This window comes from Limnohabitans sp. Rim8 (assembly GCF_945901735.1).
Lineage (GTDB): Bacteria > Pseudomonadota > Gammaproteobacteria > Burkholderiales > Burkholderiaceae_C > Limnohabitans_A.
The window spans coordinates 25,057-38,268 of the sequence record NZ_CAMDLM010000015.1 but is presented as its reverse complement, the minus strand read 5'-3'; the positions used below and the strand labels follow the sequence as shown (position 1 = coordinate 38,268).

Below are 13,212 nucleotides of genomic sequence, written 5' to 3'. Positions count from 1 at the left end.
ATGAATCCAGGTCTGTGTCCTGAGCAAGCTTTTTGGTCCCGTCTGAACGGGCCGCAACAGGCTTGGCTGGCCAGCCAACTGCAGGCCCAACACATGCCGCCCGCTGGGGGCTTGCGCTGGTTGTGCGACGGGATCAACATCGGTTGGGTGTCTGCCGATCGCGCCCAAGACATGGTGGCCTTGTTACCCGGATGCACCCTCGTGCAGGGTCGTTTGCGCTGGCAAACGGCCGCAGACCAGGCTTTGCAGCGCAGCCAGGCTTTGCAGGCTTTTTTGGTCCAGCAAGCGGCCCATGGGCGTTTGACCGGATGGCGCGGTGAATTTTTTGCGTGGTGGCCTGACACACCCGCTTGGCCACCGGCTTTGGACGTGCCCCCATTTTTGTGCGTCGAGCGGGCGGGCTTCAGGCACCTGGGCATGATGAGCCATGCGGTGCACATCCATGGTTTTTTGCCCCAAGGTGACTTGTGGTGCGGTCGTCGCTCTGGCCACAAAGCCATCGACCCAGGCCTGCTGGACAACCTGGCCGCCGGCGGATTGACGGCCGGAGAAAGCCCTTTGTCAACGGCTGTGCGTGAACTGGCCGAAGAGGCGGGTTTGCACCTGTCAGAGCCAAGCCGCTTGCGCGGGTCCGGGGTGATCCGCACACAAAGGCCTGAACCCCAAGGCTGGCATGACGAGCAATTGCTGGTGTACACGCTGCACCTGTCGGAGCGAGAGACCCCCATCAACGCCGATGGCGAGGTGCAGGAATTTCGGCGTCTGAGCCCGGACGAGGTGGTCTCGTGCATGCAATCGGGTCAGTTCACCGTGGACGCTTGCGCCTCATTGGCCCAAAGTCTGGCCTGGCTCATGGCCGGTTCAGACGCCATCACCACCCGCGGCAACGTGCGCTGACCACGGGGCTTGTGAATGGCCTGCCCGTGACGCCTGATTGGCCAGCCATGGGGTATCGTGCTGTTTTATTCGCCTTCTTTTGGACAAAACCATGATCCTCGAACTCGCCGACATCCGCATCCAGCCTGGCCAGCAAGCCGCCTTTGAGCAAGCCATTGAACTGGGCCTGAACACCGTGGCCGCGCGGGCCAAAGGCTTTCGGGGGGCCAAGGTCAACCGCTGCATCGAGACCCCCGAGCGCTTTGTGTTGCAGATTTTCTGGGACACGCTGGAAGACCACACGGTGGGCTTTCGCCAGTCGCCACTGTTCGCTGAGTGGCGCGCCATTGTCGGCCCCTTCTTTGCCGCGCCCCCGCACGTGGAGCATTTCGAGCTGACCTACACCTCGGCCTGAGCCGGGCTTCCATCGGCTTGATGGCCTTGCACCAGGCGCGAGAGCAGATGCACAAACTGGTTTTGCTCTTGCAGCGTCAGCGGGGCCAGGATTTTGACTTGCACCTGGGCCACATCGCTTTGGATCTGGGCCAGCGCTTGCACGCCCTGCGGCGTGACCACCAACAGCTTGCGCCTGCGGTCGGCCGGATCGGCCTTGCGCACCACCCAGCCCTTGGCTTCCAACCGCCCAATGACCGAGCCCGAAGTGGCCGGATCAAAGGCCACCCGCTTGGCCAGGCTCACCTGGTCAATGCCCGGGCTGTCCAGCAAAGCGTTCAGGATGGCAAATTGCACGGGCGTGATGCCGGCGCTGGCCAGTTGCTCGGCAAAAATGGCCACGGCAATTTGCTGGGCCCGTCGAATCAGGTGACCCGGCGTGGCCTGCAGGTCGATGCTGTGGATCATGTGCGTGTCGTGTTGCAGCGGTTCATCAGGCGCCTGCGTTCGGGCATTGCGATTACCATCTGATTTTCATTTTTTGAGAAAGCATCCCATGAGTTTTGTATTTTCACCCATGCCCGTGGTCTCGGTGCCCGTGCTGGGCCAACCCGAACGTTTTCCGGTGCACCGCATTTACTGTGTTGGCCGCAATTATGAAGAGCACGCCAAGGAGATGGGCTTTACAGGGCGCGAGCCGCCTTTCTTCTTCCTCAAACCCACCGACAGTCTGGTGGTGGTCGAAGCGGGCCAGACCGGCACCATGCCTTACCCCAGCCTCACGCACAACCTGCACCACGAGATCGAACTGGTGGTGGCCATTGGCCAAGGTGGGCGCAACATTTCGGCGGCCAACGCGGCGCAGCACATCTACGGTTATGCCGTGGGCCTGGACATGACGCGCCGCGACCTGCAAAACGAGATGAAAAAACAAGGCCGCCCTTGGTGCATCGGCAAGGCTTTTGACCACTCGGCCCCCATTGGCCCCATCACCCCCATCGCCCAAGCCGGTGATGCGAACAACGCCGAAATCAGCTTGCAAGTCAACGGCGCGGACCGTCAGCGCAGCAACGTGGCCAAGCTGATTTGGAACGTGGCCGAAACCATCGAACATCTGTCCGCCGCTTGGGAACTGCAACCCGGCGACCTGATTTACACCGGCACCCCCGAAGGCGTGGCCGCCGTGGTGGCCGGCGATGTGCTGTTGGGCCAGGTGGCAGGCTTGAGCAGCTTAGAAATTAAAATTTCCTGAGCTGCAAGGTCGCCTAAACGCAGTGTGGCCAGCTGAAAAGCACTTTGGTTCAACCAATAAAAGTACACACCCCCAGAACGAAAAGCACTTTGGTTCAACCAACAAAAGTACACCCCCCTGAAATAAAGGGTTAACCCTTGAACTAGGCGAACGAAGTTGCAACATAATTCATGTGCATTGCAAAGAGGTGGCTTTAGGGCTCCCCAAACTGAGCACCACTGGAGCCATTCTTTTAATTAACCGACCGCATGGTTGGTTTATCATCCCGTTTTTCAACCCATGATGGAGACAAGCCAATGAATAAATTCCTACAACAAACGGCCTTGGCCGCAGGCCTGATGGCCATTGGTTTTGGCGTGCATGCCCAAACCATCACCCTGAAAGTGCACCACTTTCTAAGCGCACAAACCATTCAGCACACCACCATGCTGGGCGACTGGTGCAAAAACATTGCACGCGACTCCAAAGACCGCCTGAAGTGCGACATCTTCCCCTCGATGCAACTGGGCGGCACACCCGTGCAGTTGTATGAGCAGGCCCGTGATGGCGTGGTGGACGTGGCTTGGACTTTGCAAGCCTTCACACCCAAACTGGCCAAACTCGAAGTATTCGAGTTGCCCTTCATGATGACCAATGCCGAAGCCACCAGCCGCGCCGCTTGGGACTACGGCCAGAAATACGCCCAGGACGACTTCAAAGACGTGAAGATGTTGGCCATCCACGTGCATGGCCCAGGCAACATTTACACCAAGAACAAAGCCGTGGCCACCATGGCCGACCTCAAGGGTCTGAAAGTGCGCGCTCCCACACGCCAAGTCAACAGAATGGTCGCGATGATGGGCGCTACGCCCGTGGCCATGCCTGTGCCGCAAGTGCCTGAAGCGCTGTCTAAAGGTGTGATTGACGGTGCGGTGATTCCTTACGAAGTCGCGCCCAGCCTGAAGGTCAATGAGCTGACCAACTTCACGGCCGAAACCGACCGCAGCTACAACGCGCTGTACACCACCGTGTTCGTGCTGCCCATGAACAAGGCCAAGTACGATTCGCTGCCTGCCGACTTGAAAGCCGTCATCGACAAAAATTCGGGCCGCGAACTGTCAGCCTTCCTGGGCAAGACCCAAGCAGGCCACGATGCCGTCGGCAAAAAAGTGTTTGAAGCTTCGACCAACCAGAAAATCACCATCATCCCCAAAGTTGAACTGGAAAAATGGAAGAAAGCCACGGACTCTCTGGACGACGCTTGGGTGGCCGAGATGACCGGCAAGGGCATGGACGGCAAAGGCATGCTCCAATCCGCATCAGACCTGATCAAGCAATACACCAAGTAATTGGCGCTTTGATGCCAACAAAGAGCAGGGATGTCCCTGCTCTTTTTTTCATGCAAAGCGGGTTTGTGCCCCGCCTGCGCAAGCAGCCATACAGATTTTTCACTTTCCCGCTCAGCGGAGCACACCATGATGTTTTCAAACCCCTTGGAGCGGCTTGCCAGGCTCTGCAGCATATTGGGAGGGCTGGTGATCACCAGCCTGATGCTGATGACCTGTTACAGCCTGATCGGGCGGAACTTTTTTGACACCGCCCTGATTGGCGACTTTGAACTCACCGGCGTTGGCGCAGGCGCTGCCATTGCCCTGTTCATGCCCTTGTGTCAGTTCAAGCGCGAAAACATCATCGTGGACTTTTTCACTGCCAAGTGCAGTGAGGCCACCCACTTTAAGCTTGACCGCTTGGGTGACCTGCTCATGACGATCATCTTCTCCTTGTTGGCTTGGCGCTGCGGCGCTGCGGCCATCAATGCCAAAGAAACAATGGGGGCATCCATGTTGCTGGGTTTCCCCGACTGGATCGTCTTCACCAGCATGTGCATTCCTTTTGGCATCAGCGCGGTCATCGCCGCCATGCAAACGCTCTCGTCCATGGATCACCAGAAGGCTTTGACATGACCCCCATCCAATTGGCTTTGCTCATTTTCGGCATCATGTTGCTGCTCATGGTTTTGCGCGTGCCGATCGCTGGCGCCATGTTTCTGGCAGGGGCCGTGGGCTTCGTTTTGCAGTCGGGTGTCTCGCCTTTTCTGAATTTTTTGAACAACTTGGCCTTTGCCCGCTTGGCCAACTACGACCTGTCGGTGATCCCGCTGTTCATCTTGATGGGCAATTTCGCCACGCAAGGCGGCATCAGCAAAGCGCTGTTTCAGTTTGCAGCGGCCGTCATGGGTCGTTTCAAAGGCGGCTTGGCCATGGGTGCTGTGCTGGCCTGCGGTGCGTTTGGCGCCATTTGTGGCTCCTCAGTGGCCACGGCGGCCACCATCACCGGCGTGGCCTTGCCCGAGATGAAGCGCCACGGTTATTCCGGTCGCCTGTCCACCGGCACGCTGGCTGCCGGCGGCACGCTGGGCATTTTGATTCCGCCCTCCGTGCCCTTGGTGATCTACGCCATCTTGACCGAGCAAAACATCGCCAAGCTGTTTGCTGCGGCCATGCTGCCCGGCCTCATCGCCATGGTCGGTTACATGATCGCCATTGCTGTTTACGTTCGCCTGGTTCCCGGCCAAGCCCCTGACCAGGAAGAGCGCGAGAAGCTGACGTTTGAATCGCTCAAAGGCATCTTGCCCATTGCCACCATCTTCATCATCGTGTTTGGCGGTATTTATGCGGGCTTTTTTACCCCCACCGAAGGGGCGGCCGTGGGCGCTGCATCCACGTTTGTGGCCGCACTGCTCAAGCGCGAATTGAACTGGGATAAGTTTTTGCACTGTTTCCATGCAACGGCCTTGAGCAGCGCCATGATTTTCATGATCTTCTTGGGTGCCGATGTCATGAACGCCGCACTGGCCCGCACGCAAGTGCCCGCTCAACTGGCCGAAATGGTGGTGTCCATGAACCTGGCCCCGCTGTTGGTGGTCTCGGGCATCTTGCTGCTGTATGTGGTGCTGGGCGCGGTGATGGACGAGCTGTCCATGCTGCTGCTCACCATCCCCATCTTTTTCCCCATCATCATGAAACTCGACTTCGGCATGACGCCGGAGTACACCGCCATCTGGTTCGGCATCATGGTGCTGATGACCGTGGGCTTTGGCATGCTGGCACCGCCTGTGGGCCTGAACGTTTATGTGGTCAATGGCATGGCCAAAGACGTTCCGCTGAGCGAAAGCTACAAAGGCATCATGCCGTTTTTGATCAGCGATACCGTGCGCACCTTGCTGCTGCTGTTTTTCCCGGGCATCGCGCTGTTCTTGATTCCTTACCTGACCTGATCGGGCCGTGCCACAGCAAAGACCTCCATGGCTGAGCGCCTTGGAGGTTTTTTTATGGCGGACTGGTTAGACTTGGGTCAATGCCTTTTTTGCACCCCCAATTCGAGCCCATTTCATGATGTTTGACCGCACCATTCGACACTGCCGGCAATGCGGCGCAGCGGTGGCCTACCGCTTGCCCGATGACGGGGACACCAAGCTGCGCGCCATCTGCACCGCCTGCCACACGGTGCACTACGAAAACCCCCTGAACGTGGTGGGCACCGTGCCCCACTGGGGCGACCAAGTGCTGCTGTGCAAACGCAACATCGAGCCGCGCAAAGGCAAATGGACCTTGCCTGCCGGCTTCATGGAGCTGGGCGAGTCCACCTCAGAAGGCGCAGCGCGCGAGACCACCGAAGAGGCGGGCGCGCAGTTCATCATGGAAGACCTGCTGACGGTGATGAGCGTGCCGCGTGTGGGCCAAGTGCACCTGTACTACCGCGCACGCCTGACCAGCGACGCGTTTGACCCCGGCCACGAAACCATGGAGGCTCGCCTTTTCAAAGAGGACGAAATCCCTTGGGACGAATTGGCGTTCAGGACCGTGAAGGAAACGCTGGAGCACTACTTTGCCGACCGCCGTGCAGGCCACTTTGGCACCCACGCGTTCGACATCGCCTGAGCGCAGCATTCAACGCCGGCCGCCAGCCCTTAACCGCTTAACGCTCAACGATCAAACGTCGATCGCTTCAGCCGACCCCGCCTGCTTGCGCAACTCGAATTTCTGAATCTTGCCCGTGCTGGTCTTGGGCAATTCGCCAAACACCACGGCACGCGGCACCTTGAAACCCGCCAGGTGTTGCTTGCAATGAGCCACAATCTGTTCGGCAGTGACTTGGGCATCGGCCTTCAGCTCGACAAAGGCGCAAGGCGTCTCGCCCCAGCGCGCATCGGGTTTGGCCACCACGGCCGCCGCCAGCACAGCGGGGTGGCGGTACAGCACGTCTTCCACCTCGATCGATGAGATGTTTTCGCCGCCTGAGATGATGATGTCCTTGCTGCGGTCCTTGATTTTGAAATAGCCGTCCGGGTACTGCACCGCCAGGTCGCCACTGTGGAACCAGCCACCCGCAAAGGCCTCTTGCGTGGCTTTGGGGTTCTTCAGGTACCCCTTCATGGTGATGTTGCCCTTGAACATGATCTCGCCCATGGTCTCACCGTCTTGCGGCACAGGCAGCATGGTTTCAGGGTTGAGCACCCGCACGTCGCGCTGCAGGTGGTAGCGCACCCCCTGACGGGCATTCAGCCGAGCCCGATCACCAATGTCGAGCGTGTCCCACTCGGGGTGTTTGGGGCACACGGTGGCAGGGCCATAGACCTCGGTCAGGCCATACACATGGGTCAAGTTAAAGCCCATTTGCTCCATGCCTTCGATCATCGAGGCCGGTGGCGCTGCGCCCGCCACCATGGCCTGGATGCCAGCGGGCACGCCCGCCTTCATGGCGGCTGGGGCGTTGACCAGCAGGCCGTGCACGATGGGCGCACCGCAGTAATGCGTGACACCCTGGTCACGCATGGCGTCGAACATGGCCTGGGCATCGACCTTGCGCAAGCACACGTTCACGCCCGCACGCGCCGCCACCGTCCACGGAAAGCACCAGCCGTTGCAATGGAACATGGGCAGCGTCCACAAATAGGCCGCGTGCTTGGGCATGTCCCATTCCAAAATGTTGGAGATCGCGTTGGTCGCCGCGCCCCGATGGTGGTAAACAACGCCCTTGGGGTTACCGGTGGTGCCGCTGGTGTAGTTCAGCGCAATCGCGTCCCACTCGTTGGCAGGCAGGCTCCAGGCAAAGTCGGCATCACCCCGGGCCACAAAGGCTTCGTAAGACAGTTCGCCCAGCTTTTCGGTGGGGCCGGAGTACAGGGCGTCCTCCACGTCAATCACCAGCACAGGCCTTGTGGACTGGCGCAGCGCCAGCGCCTTTTTCATGGTGCCCGCAAACTCCGGGTCCACGATCACCGCCTTGGCCTCGCCGTGGTCCAGCATGAAGGCCACGGTCTCCGGATCAAGCCGGGTGTTGATGGCATTGAGCACCGCTCCCGCCATCGGAATGCCAAAGTGCACCTCGACCATGGGCGGGGTGTTGGGCAGCATCACCGCCACCGTGTCGTTCTTGCCAATGCCCGCCTGCGTGAGCGCACTGGCCAGTTGGCGGCAGCGCCGGTAAGTGGTGGCCCAATCCTGGCGCAAATCGCCGTGCACGATGGCCAGCCGGTGGGGGTACACCTCGGCCGTGCGCTCGATGAAGCTCAAGGGTGAGAACGGCGCGTGGTTGGCGGGGGTTTGGGGCAAGTCTTGGTCAAAGATGCTGACTTTGGTATCGGTCATGAGCGGGTCCTGTTTCGGCTAACGGATGGATGTTGAACAGTTTGCCTGACCCAGCGCTGAAATCCATGCTGGTTTGCCCCGAAACCCGCATGGAATGAACCGTCCTAATCGGCGAAAATAGCCCTCTTATGGCCATCCCCCAGTCTTTCATCCAGGAGTTGCTGTCCCGCGTCGACGTGGTCGACATCGTGGGCAAGTACGTGCAGCTCAAGAAAGGCGGCGTCAACTTCATGGGCCTGTGCCCTTTTCATGGCGAAAAATCCCCCAGCTTCAGCGTCAGCCCCACCAAGCAGTTTTTCCACTGCTTTGGCTGCGGCAAAAATGGCAATGCCATTGGCTTCTTGATGGAGCACGCGGGCATGACTTTCATCGAGGCGGTGAAAGACCTGGCCCAGCAAACCGGCATGGTGGTGCCCGAAGAACAACAATCGCCCGAAGACCGCGCCAAAGCGGCAGCCCAAAAAGCCAAGCAAGACAGCCTGAGCGATGTGCTGGAAAAAGCCGGAGACGCTTACCGCGAGCAGCTCAAAATCACGCCACGGGCGGTGGCGTATCTCAAGGGCCGGGGCCTGTCAGGCCAAATCGCCAAGCGCTTTGGCCTGGGCTACGCGCCCGAAGGCTGGCGCAGTCTGGCCAGCATCTTCCCCAAATACGACGACCCGCTGCTGGCTGAAAGCGGCTTGGTGATCGTGAACGAAGAGGACGACAAGCGCTACGACCGTTTTCGGGACCGGATCATGTTCCCGATCCGCAACATCAAAGGCGAGTGCATCGGCTTTGGCGGACGGGTGATTGGCTCGGGTACGCCCAAGTACCTCAACTCGCCCGAAACGCCCGTCTTCCACAAAGGCCGCGAGCTGTATGGCCTGTACGAAGCCCGCGAAGCCCTGCACAGCGCAGGCTACGTGCTGGTCACCGAAGGTTACATGGACGTGGTGGCCTTGGCGCAACTCGGCTTTGCCAACGCGGTGGCCACGCTGGGCACGGCCTGCACACCCGACCATGTGCAAAAGCTGTTCCGCTTCACCGACGCGGTGGTGTTCAGCTTTGACGGTGACGGCGCAGGCCGCCGCGCCGCCCGCAAGGCGCTCGATGGCGCCCTGCCCTACGCCACCGACGTGCGCAGCATCAAGTTTTTGTTTTTGCCCGCCGAGCACGACCCCGACAGCTATGTGCGCGAGTTTGGTCAAGAAGCTTTTGCCGAACAAATCAAGCAAGCCATGCCGCTGTCGCGCTTTTTGATCGACGCGGCCAGCGTCGACTGCGACTTGCAAACGGCCGAAGGACGTGCACGCTTGTCGAGCCAAGCCCGCCCGCTGTGGCAGCTGCTGCCCGAGGGTGCGCTCAAACAGCAACTGCTGTCAGAGTTGGCGCAACTGATTCAGCTGGAGACTGCAGGCCTTGAAAAACTGTGGGGCCAGCAAGCGGCAAACGAGCAACGCTTTGCACCCGCTGCACGCAGTGCCGCGGCGCACACACCCCAGTCGGCCAACGCGGCCTACAGCCAGGCCGCCAGTGCAGGGCATGACGCATACACCCACTTCGAGCCCCACTACGGCGAGCCACCGGCCTGGTCGGGTGCCAACACTTTCGTGCCGTCCAACGGCAACAGCCACTGGAAAAGCAAGAACCCCAGCTGGACGTCGGGCAGCAAATTTGGCAACAGCAAGTACAAACGTGAGCAGCCTCCGGTTTATACCGGCCCGCGCACCGTGCCCGCCAGCCGGGCCGACCACGCGGCCCGCCTGCTGCTGGGCAACATGGCGCTGTGGGAATCGCTGGCGGGCGAAGACCACGCCATGTTGTGCGACCTGCCCGCGCCGCACGGCCCGCTGTTTGCATGGCTCGAATCACAGTTTCACGAACAAGGGGCTGTGGGCTGGTCCGCCTTGCGCGAGCACATGCAAGACCAGCCCTTTGCAGGCGACGCCACCCGCTGGATGGCGCAAGACAACCTGAATGCCGTGGCCGGCAGCGAAGACGCCACCCCACCCGACCCGCAAGAAGCCCGCCAGGAACTGCGCCGCTTGCTCACCCTGCTGATGATCGATCGCCTCAAGCAGCTCGAAACCGAAGCCCTCACTGAGGCCAGCACCGGGCAAGACCCCGAAGCCCAGCAGCGCTGGCGCAGCCTCCACGAACGCCGCAAAGCGCTGATGGCCGCAGCTGCAGCGCTGCAGGCAGCGCCCTGAAATTTTCCCGGTCGGGCATTTACGTTCCGACAGCCATCCCCCGTTGGTCGGGCCTTTGCGGTCCGACAGCCATCCTCTCGCGAAACGACATTTTCAAACGGCAACGCAACACCACCGTTCATGTCGGACCTGAAGGCACCGACCTACAAGACTGCCCAAAATGACCGATGTGGTCATTGCGCAATGGGATTACTTGCCCACCCACTCGTTGAATTTATCCGCCTCGAAGGTCTCGCGTTTGGCAGCGTCGCCGGGCATGGCCACCTGCTGCTGGGCACACAACTGCTCCAAGGCTTGCCAGATCATGGCAATTTGATGCTCCTGGCCTGCGGCGTTGTCGATCAAACCGCGCAAGGCCTGGCTCAGCGGGTCGTCGTTTTGGGTCACGCCATAGGCCGAAAAACCCATTTTGGTCGCCACTTCTTCGCGCTTGGCATCTTGCTCAGCCTGGATGATGCGGGCCGGGTTGCCCACCGCCGTGGCCCCGGCCGGAACCGGCTTGGTCACCACCGCGTTCGAGCCCACCTTGGCCCCATCGCCCACCTCAAACCCGCCCAGCACTTTGGCCCCCGCGCCAATGACCACATCGCGGCCCAAAGTCGGGTGGCGCTTGGCCCCTTTGTACAAAGAGGTGCCGCCCAAAGTGACGCCGTGGTAAATGGTGCAGCCCTCGCCAATTTGGGCCGTCTCGCCGATCACGATGCCCATGCCATGGTCAAAAAACACCCGCTCGCCAATCTGCGCACCGGGGTGGATTTCGATGCCCGTGAGCCAGCGCGACACATGCGAGATGAAGCGCCCCAGCCACTTGAAGCCATGGTTCCAGCACCAGTGCGCACGGCGGTGCAGCACCAAGGCGTGCAAGCCGGGGTAGCAGGTCAACACCTCCCACCTGGTGCGGGCGGCCGGGTCGCGGTCAAGGATGCATTGGATGTCGGAGCGAAGGCGAGGAAACATAGGCCCCAAGTCTATCGTTTGCCGTTGGCCGCCTGGATCATGGCCTTGGCGACCCCCCGCAGGATGTGGATTTCTTCTGGGCTCAGGTCGGCCCGGTTGAACAACTGGTTCAAGCGTGGCATGAGCTTTTTGGGCGCAGCCGGGTCCAAAAAACCGATGTCGGTCAAAGCTTGTTCCCAATGGCTCAGCATGCCGGACACTTGATGCGCATCGGCCTTGTCCGATGGCGCCACGGCATCCTGCACCGGAAAACCTCCCAAAGCCACGCGCCAATCGTAGGCAATGACCTGAATGGCTGAGCCCAGGTTGAGCGAGCCAAATTGAGGATGGGTGGGGATCGACAGCGCCACATGGCAGCGGTAAACATCCTCGTTTTTCATGCCAAAGCGCTCGCAACCAAACAAAAAAGCCACGCTTTGCTCAGGCGCACCGGGTCGGGTCAGCTCGGCAAAGTGCTCACGCGGCGAGCGGGTGGGCGGGCCAAAGTCGCGCGGCGTCATGGCCGTGGCGCACAAATGGGTCACGCCCTCCAAGGCTTCGTCCAATGTGTTCACCACCCGCGCCTTGGCCAGCACATCGCCCGCCCCGCTGGCGCGTTGGATGGTTTCTTCTTTGCGCAGCACATTGGCCCAGCGCGGCGCCACCAGCACCAAGTCGTCAAAGCCCATGACTTTCAAGGCCCGAGCGGCAGCGCCCACATTGCCCGCATGGCTGGTTTCTATCAAGATGAATCGCGTTTGCATGACCCGATTGTCCACGCTCCCCAGCCCAGCCAGGGGAAGGCACACGCGGCTCAGGACGCCCAAATGGCGAATGCCCCCGTTTTTCGTGAGAAAATCCGCCCTTCGCCGCCGCGATCGTGCGTGGGCCAGTTCAGTTCTTCACACAATTCATGTCGTCCAATCTCCACCCCATGCTCAACGTGGCCATCAAGGCTGCGCGCGCCGCTGGCGCCATCATCAACCGCGCTGCGCTCGACGTTGAATCGGTTCGCATCTCGCAAAAGCAGGTCAACGACTTTGTGACCGAAGTCGACCACGCCAGCGAAAAAGTCATCATCGAGACCTTGCTCACGGCCTACCCCGACCACGGCATCTTGGCCGAAGAGTCGGGCCGCGAATTCGGCAACCCACTGGCGGACCACATCTGGATCATCGACCCGCTGGACGGCACGACCAACTTCATCCACGGCTTTCCTGTTTATTGCGTGAGCATTGCCCTGCAAGTACGCGGCAAGATCGAGCAAGCCGTGATTTACGACCCCACCCGCAACGACTTGTTCACTGCCACCAAAGGCCGTGGCGCCTTCATGAATGACCGCCGCCTGCGCGTGAGCAAGCGCATTCGGATGGAAGAGTGCATCATTTCCACGGGCTTCCCTTTCCGCAAGGGCGACAACTTCAACCAGTACCTGCGCATGATGGGCGATGTGATGCAACGCACCGCCGGTTTGCGCCGCCCTGGTGCTGCAGCCCTGGATTTGGCCTATGTGGCTGCAGGCTTTACCGATGGCTTCTTTGAAACCGGCCTGTCGCCTTGGGATGTGGCTGCGGGCTCGCTGCTGGTCACCGAAGCCGGTGGCCTGATTGGCAACTTCACAGGCGAGTCTGACTTTCTGGAACAAAAAGAATGCCTGGCCGGTGCGCCCCGCATTTATGGGCAACTGGTCACCATCTTGGGCAAGTACAGCAAATTTGCCAGCGCGGGCGACAAAGCCAACGTGCGCACCGCCTTAGACGCCCTGAGCCGCGAGCGCACAGGCGACACGCACAACCCGGATACCGAAGACGATGCCGCCCCGGCCAGCAGCAACGACAGCAGTCAGGCCAAGGGTGCGCCCAAGGACGCGCCCTTTTAAGCGGGCGGCAAGCACTGGCCACGAAAAAAAGCACCCTCGTCGGGTGCTTTTTTT

The 13,212-nt window shown here is 60.4% G+C and carries 13 protein-coding genes; 9 read left to right on the top strand and 4 right to left on the bottom strand.

The annotated features are described in order from the left end of the window. Both Q0O99_RS09240 and Q0O99_RS09235 read left to right on the top strand, forming a co-directional pair. Positions 1 to 897, top strand: coding sequence for an NUDIX domain-containing protein (locus Q0O99_RS09240; protein WP_293750682.1), 897 nt, complete (start codon positions 1 to 3; stop codon positions 895 to 897). A gap of 91 nt (positions 898 to 988) precedes the next feature. After that, positions 989 to 1,291 (top strand): antibiotic biosynthesis monooxygenase, encoded by a 303-nt coding sequence (locus tag Q0O99_RS09235; protein ID WP_293750681.1) that lies wholly within the window; start codon positions 989 to 991, stop codon positions 1,289 to 1,291. On the opposite strand, the gene Q0O99_RS09230 is transcribed toward Q0O99_RS09235, so the two are convergent. Then, positions 1,276 to 1,737, bottom strand: coding sequence for a MarR family winged helix-turn-helix transcriptional regulator (locus tag Q0O99_RS09230; RefSeq protein WP_293750680.1), 462 nt, complete (start codon positions 1,735 to 1,737; stop codon positions 1,276 to 1,278). The two genes, Q0O99_RS09235 and Q0O99_RS09230, sit on opposite strands and share 16 nt — an antisense overlap. A gap of 88 nt (positions 1,738 to 1,825) precedes the next feature. Between Q0O99_RS09230 and Q0O99_RS09225 the strand changes: the two genes are divergently transcribed. The 5 genes from Q0O99_RS09225 to Q0O99_RS09205 all read left to right on the top strand — a co-directional run bounded on the left by Q0O99_RS09225 (position 1,826) and on the right by Q0O99_RS09205 (position 6,441). After that, positions 1,826 to 2,521 (top strand): fumarylacetoacetate hydrolase family protein, encoded by a 696-nt coding sequence (locus Q0O99_RS09225; protein WP_293750678.1) that lies wholly within the window; start codon positions 1,826 to 1,828, stop codon positions 2,519 to 2,521. A gap of 296 nt (positions 2,522 to 2,817) precedes the next feature. Further along, a complete protein-coding gene (locus Q0O99_RS09220; RefSeq protein WP_293750677.1) occupies positions 2,818 to 3,849 on the top strand; it encodes a TRAP transporter substrate-binding protein in 1,032 nt (343 codons plus the stop codon). Positions 3,850 to 3,975: 126 nt separating this feature from the next. Continuing rightward, positions 3,976 to 4,464 carry a TRAP transporter small permease gene (locus Q0O99_RS09215; RefSeq protein WP_293750675.1) on the top strand — a complete coding sequence of 163 codons (489 nt, stop codon included), beginning with the start codon at positions 3,976 to 3,978 and terminating at the stop codon, positions 4,462 to 4,464. After that, positions 4,461 to 5,777 carry a TRAP transporter large permease gene (locus Q0O99_RS09210; protein ID WP_293750673.1) on the top strand — a complete coding sequence of 439 codons (1,317 nt, stop codon included), beginning with the start codon at positions 4,461 to 4,463 and terminating at the stop codon, positions 5,775 to 5,777. Before Q0O99_RS09215 ends, Q0O99_RS09210 begins: the two co-directional genes overlap by 4 nt. Positions 5,778 to 5,892: 115 nt before the next feature. Beyond that, positions 5,893 to 6,441 (top strand): NUDIX hydrolase, encoded by a 549-nt coding sequence (locus Q0O99_RS09205; protein WP_293750671.1) that lies wholly within the window; start codon positions 5,893 to 5,895, stop codon positions 6,439 to 6,441. Positions 6,442 to 6,492: 51 nt separating this feature from the next. Here Q0O99_RS09205 and Q0O99_RS09200 read toward each other — a convergent pair whose 3' ends face one another. After that, positions 6,493 to 8,151, bottom strand: a complete 1,659-nt coding sequence (locus Q0O99_RS09200) for an acyl-CoA synthetase (protein WP_293750669.1) — start codon at positions 8,149 to 8,151, stop codon at positions 6,493 to 6,495. A 128-nt stretch (positions 8,152 to 8,279) separates the two neighbouring features. Between Q0O99_RS09200 and dnaG the strand changes: the two genes are divergently transcribed. Next, positions 8,280 to 10,343, top strand: a complete 2,064-nt coding sequence (gene dnaG / locus Q0O99_RS09195) for a DNA primase (protein ID WP_293750667.1) — start codon at positions 8,280 to 8,282, stop codon at positions 10,341 to 10,343. A 189-nt stretch (positions 10,344 to 10,532) separates the two neighbouring features. On the opposite strand, the gene cysE is transcribed toward dnaG, so the two are convergent. Both cysE and Q0O99_RS09185 read right to left on the bottom strand, forming a co-directional pair. Continuing rightward, entirely contained in the window at positions 10,533 to 11,300 is a 768-nt protein-coding gene (cysE, locus tag Q0O99_RS09190) for a serine O-acetyltransferase (RefSeq protein WP_293750665.1), read from the bottom strand. An 11-nt stretch (positions 11,301 to 11,311) separates the two neighbouring features. Beyond that, positions 11,312 to 12,043, bottom strand: a complete 732-nt coding sequence (locus Q0O99_RS09185; protein ID WP_293750663.1) for an RNA methyltransferase — start codon at positions 12,041 to 12,043, stop codon at positions 11,312 to 11,314. A 149-nt stretch (positions 12,044 to 12,192) separates the two neighbouring features. Between Q0O99_RS09185 and Q0O99_RS09180 the strand changes: the two genes are divergently transcribed. Next, positions 12,193 to 13,158 (top strand): inositol monophosphatase family protein, encoded by a 966-nt coding sequence (locus Q0O99_RS09180; protein WP_293750661.1) that lies wholly within the window; start codon positions 12,193 to 12,195, stop codon positions 13,156 to 13,158. Positions 13,159 to 13,212: the final 54 nt, after the last annotated feature.

Coding starts and splice junctions, on each gene's coding strand:
- Q0O99_RS09205 (WP_293750671.1), top strand. CDS start 5,893: ATGATGTTTGACCGCACCATTCGACACTGCCGGCAATGCGGCGCAGCG.
- Q0O99_RS09185 (WP_293750663.1), bottom strand. CDS start 12,043: ATGCAAACGCGATTCATCTTGATAGAAACCAGCCATGCGGGCAATGTG.
- Q0O99_RS09230 (WP_293750680.1), bottom strand. CDS start 1,737: ATGATCCACAGCATCGACCTGCAGGCCACGCCGGGTCACCTGATTCGA.
- Q0O99_RS09210 (WP_293750673.1), top strand. CDS start 4,461: ATGACCCCCATCCAATTGGCTTTGCTCATTTTCGGCATCATGTTGCTG.
- Q0O99_RS09200 (WP_293750669.1), bottom strand. CDS start 8,151: ATGACCGATACCAAAGTCAGCATCTTTGACCAAGACTTGCCCCAAACC.
- dnaG (WP_293750667.1), top strand. CDS start 8,280: ATGGCCATCCCCCAGTCTTTCATCCAGGAGTTGCTGTCCCGCGTCGAC.
- Q0O99_RS09225 (WP_293750678.1), top strand. CDS start 1,826: ATGAGTTTTGTATTTTCACCCATGCCCGTGGTCTCGGTGCCCGTGCTG.
- Q0O99_RS09235 (WP_293750681.1), top strand. CDS start 989: ATGATCCTCGAACTCGCCGACATCCGCATCCAGCCTGGCCAGCAAGCC.
- Q0O99_RS09240 (WP_293750682.1), top strand. CDS start 1: ATGAATCCAGGTCTGTGTCCTGAGCAAGCTTTTTGGTCCCGTCTGAAC.
- Q0O99_RS09215 (WP_293750675.1), top strand. CDS start 3,976: ATGATGTTTTCAAACCCCTTGGAGCGGCTTGCCAGGCTCTGCAGCATA.
- Q0O99_RS09180 (WP_293750661.1), top strand. CDS start 12,193: ATGTCGTCCAATCTCCACCCCATGCTCAACGTGGCCATCAAGGCTGCG.
- cysE (WP_293750665.1), bottom strand. CDS start 11,300: ATGTTTCCTCGCCTTCGCTCCGACATCCAATGCATCCTTGACCGCGAC.
- Q0O99_RS09220 (WP_293750677.1), top strand. CDS start 2,818: ATGAATAAATTCCTACAACAAACGGCCTTGGCCGCAGGCCTGATGGCC.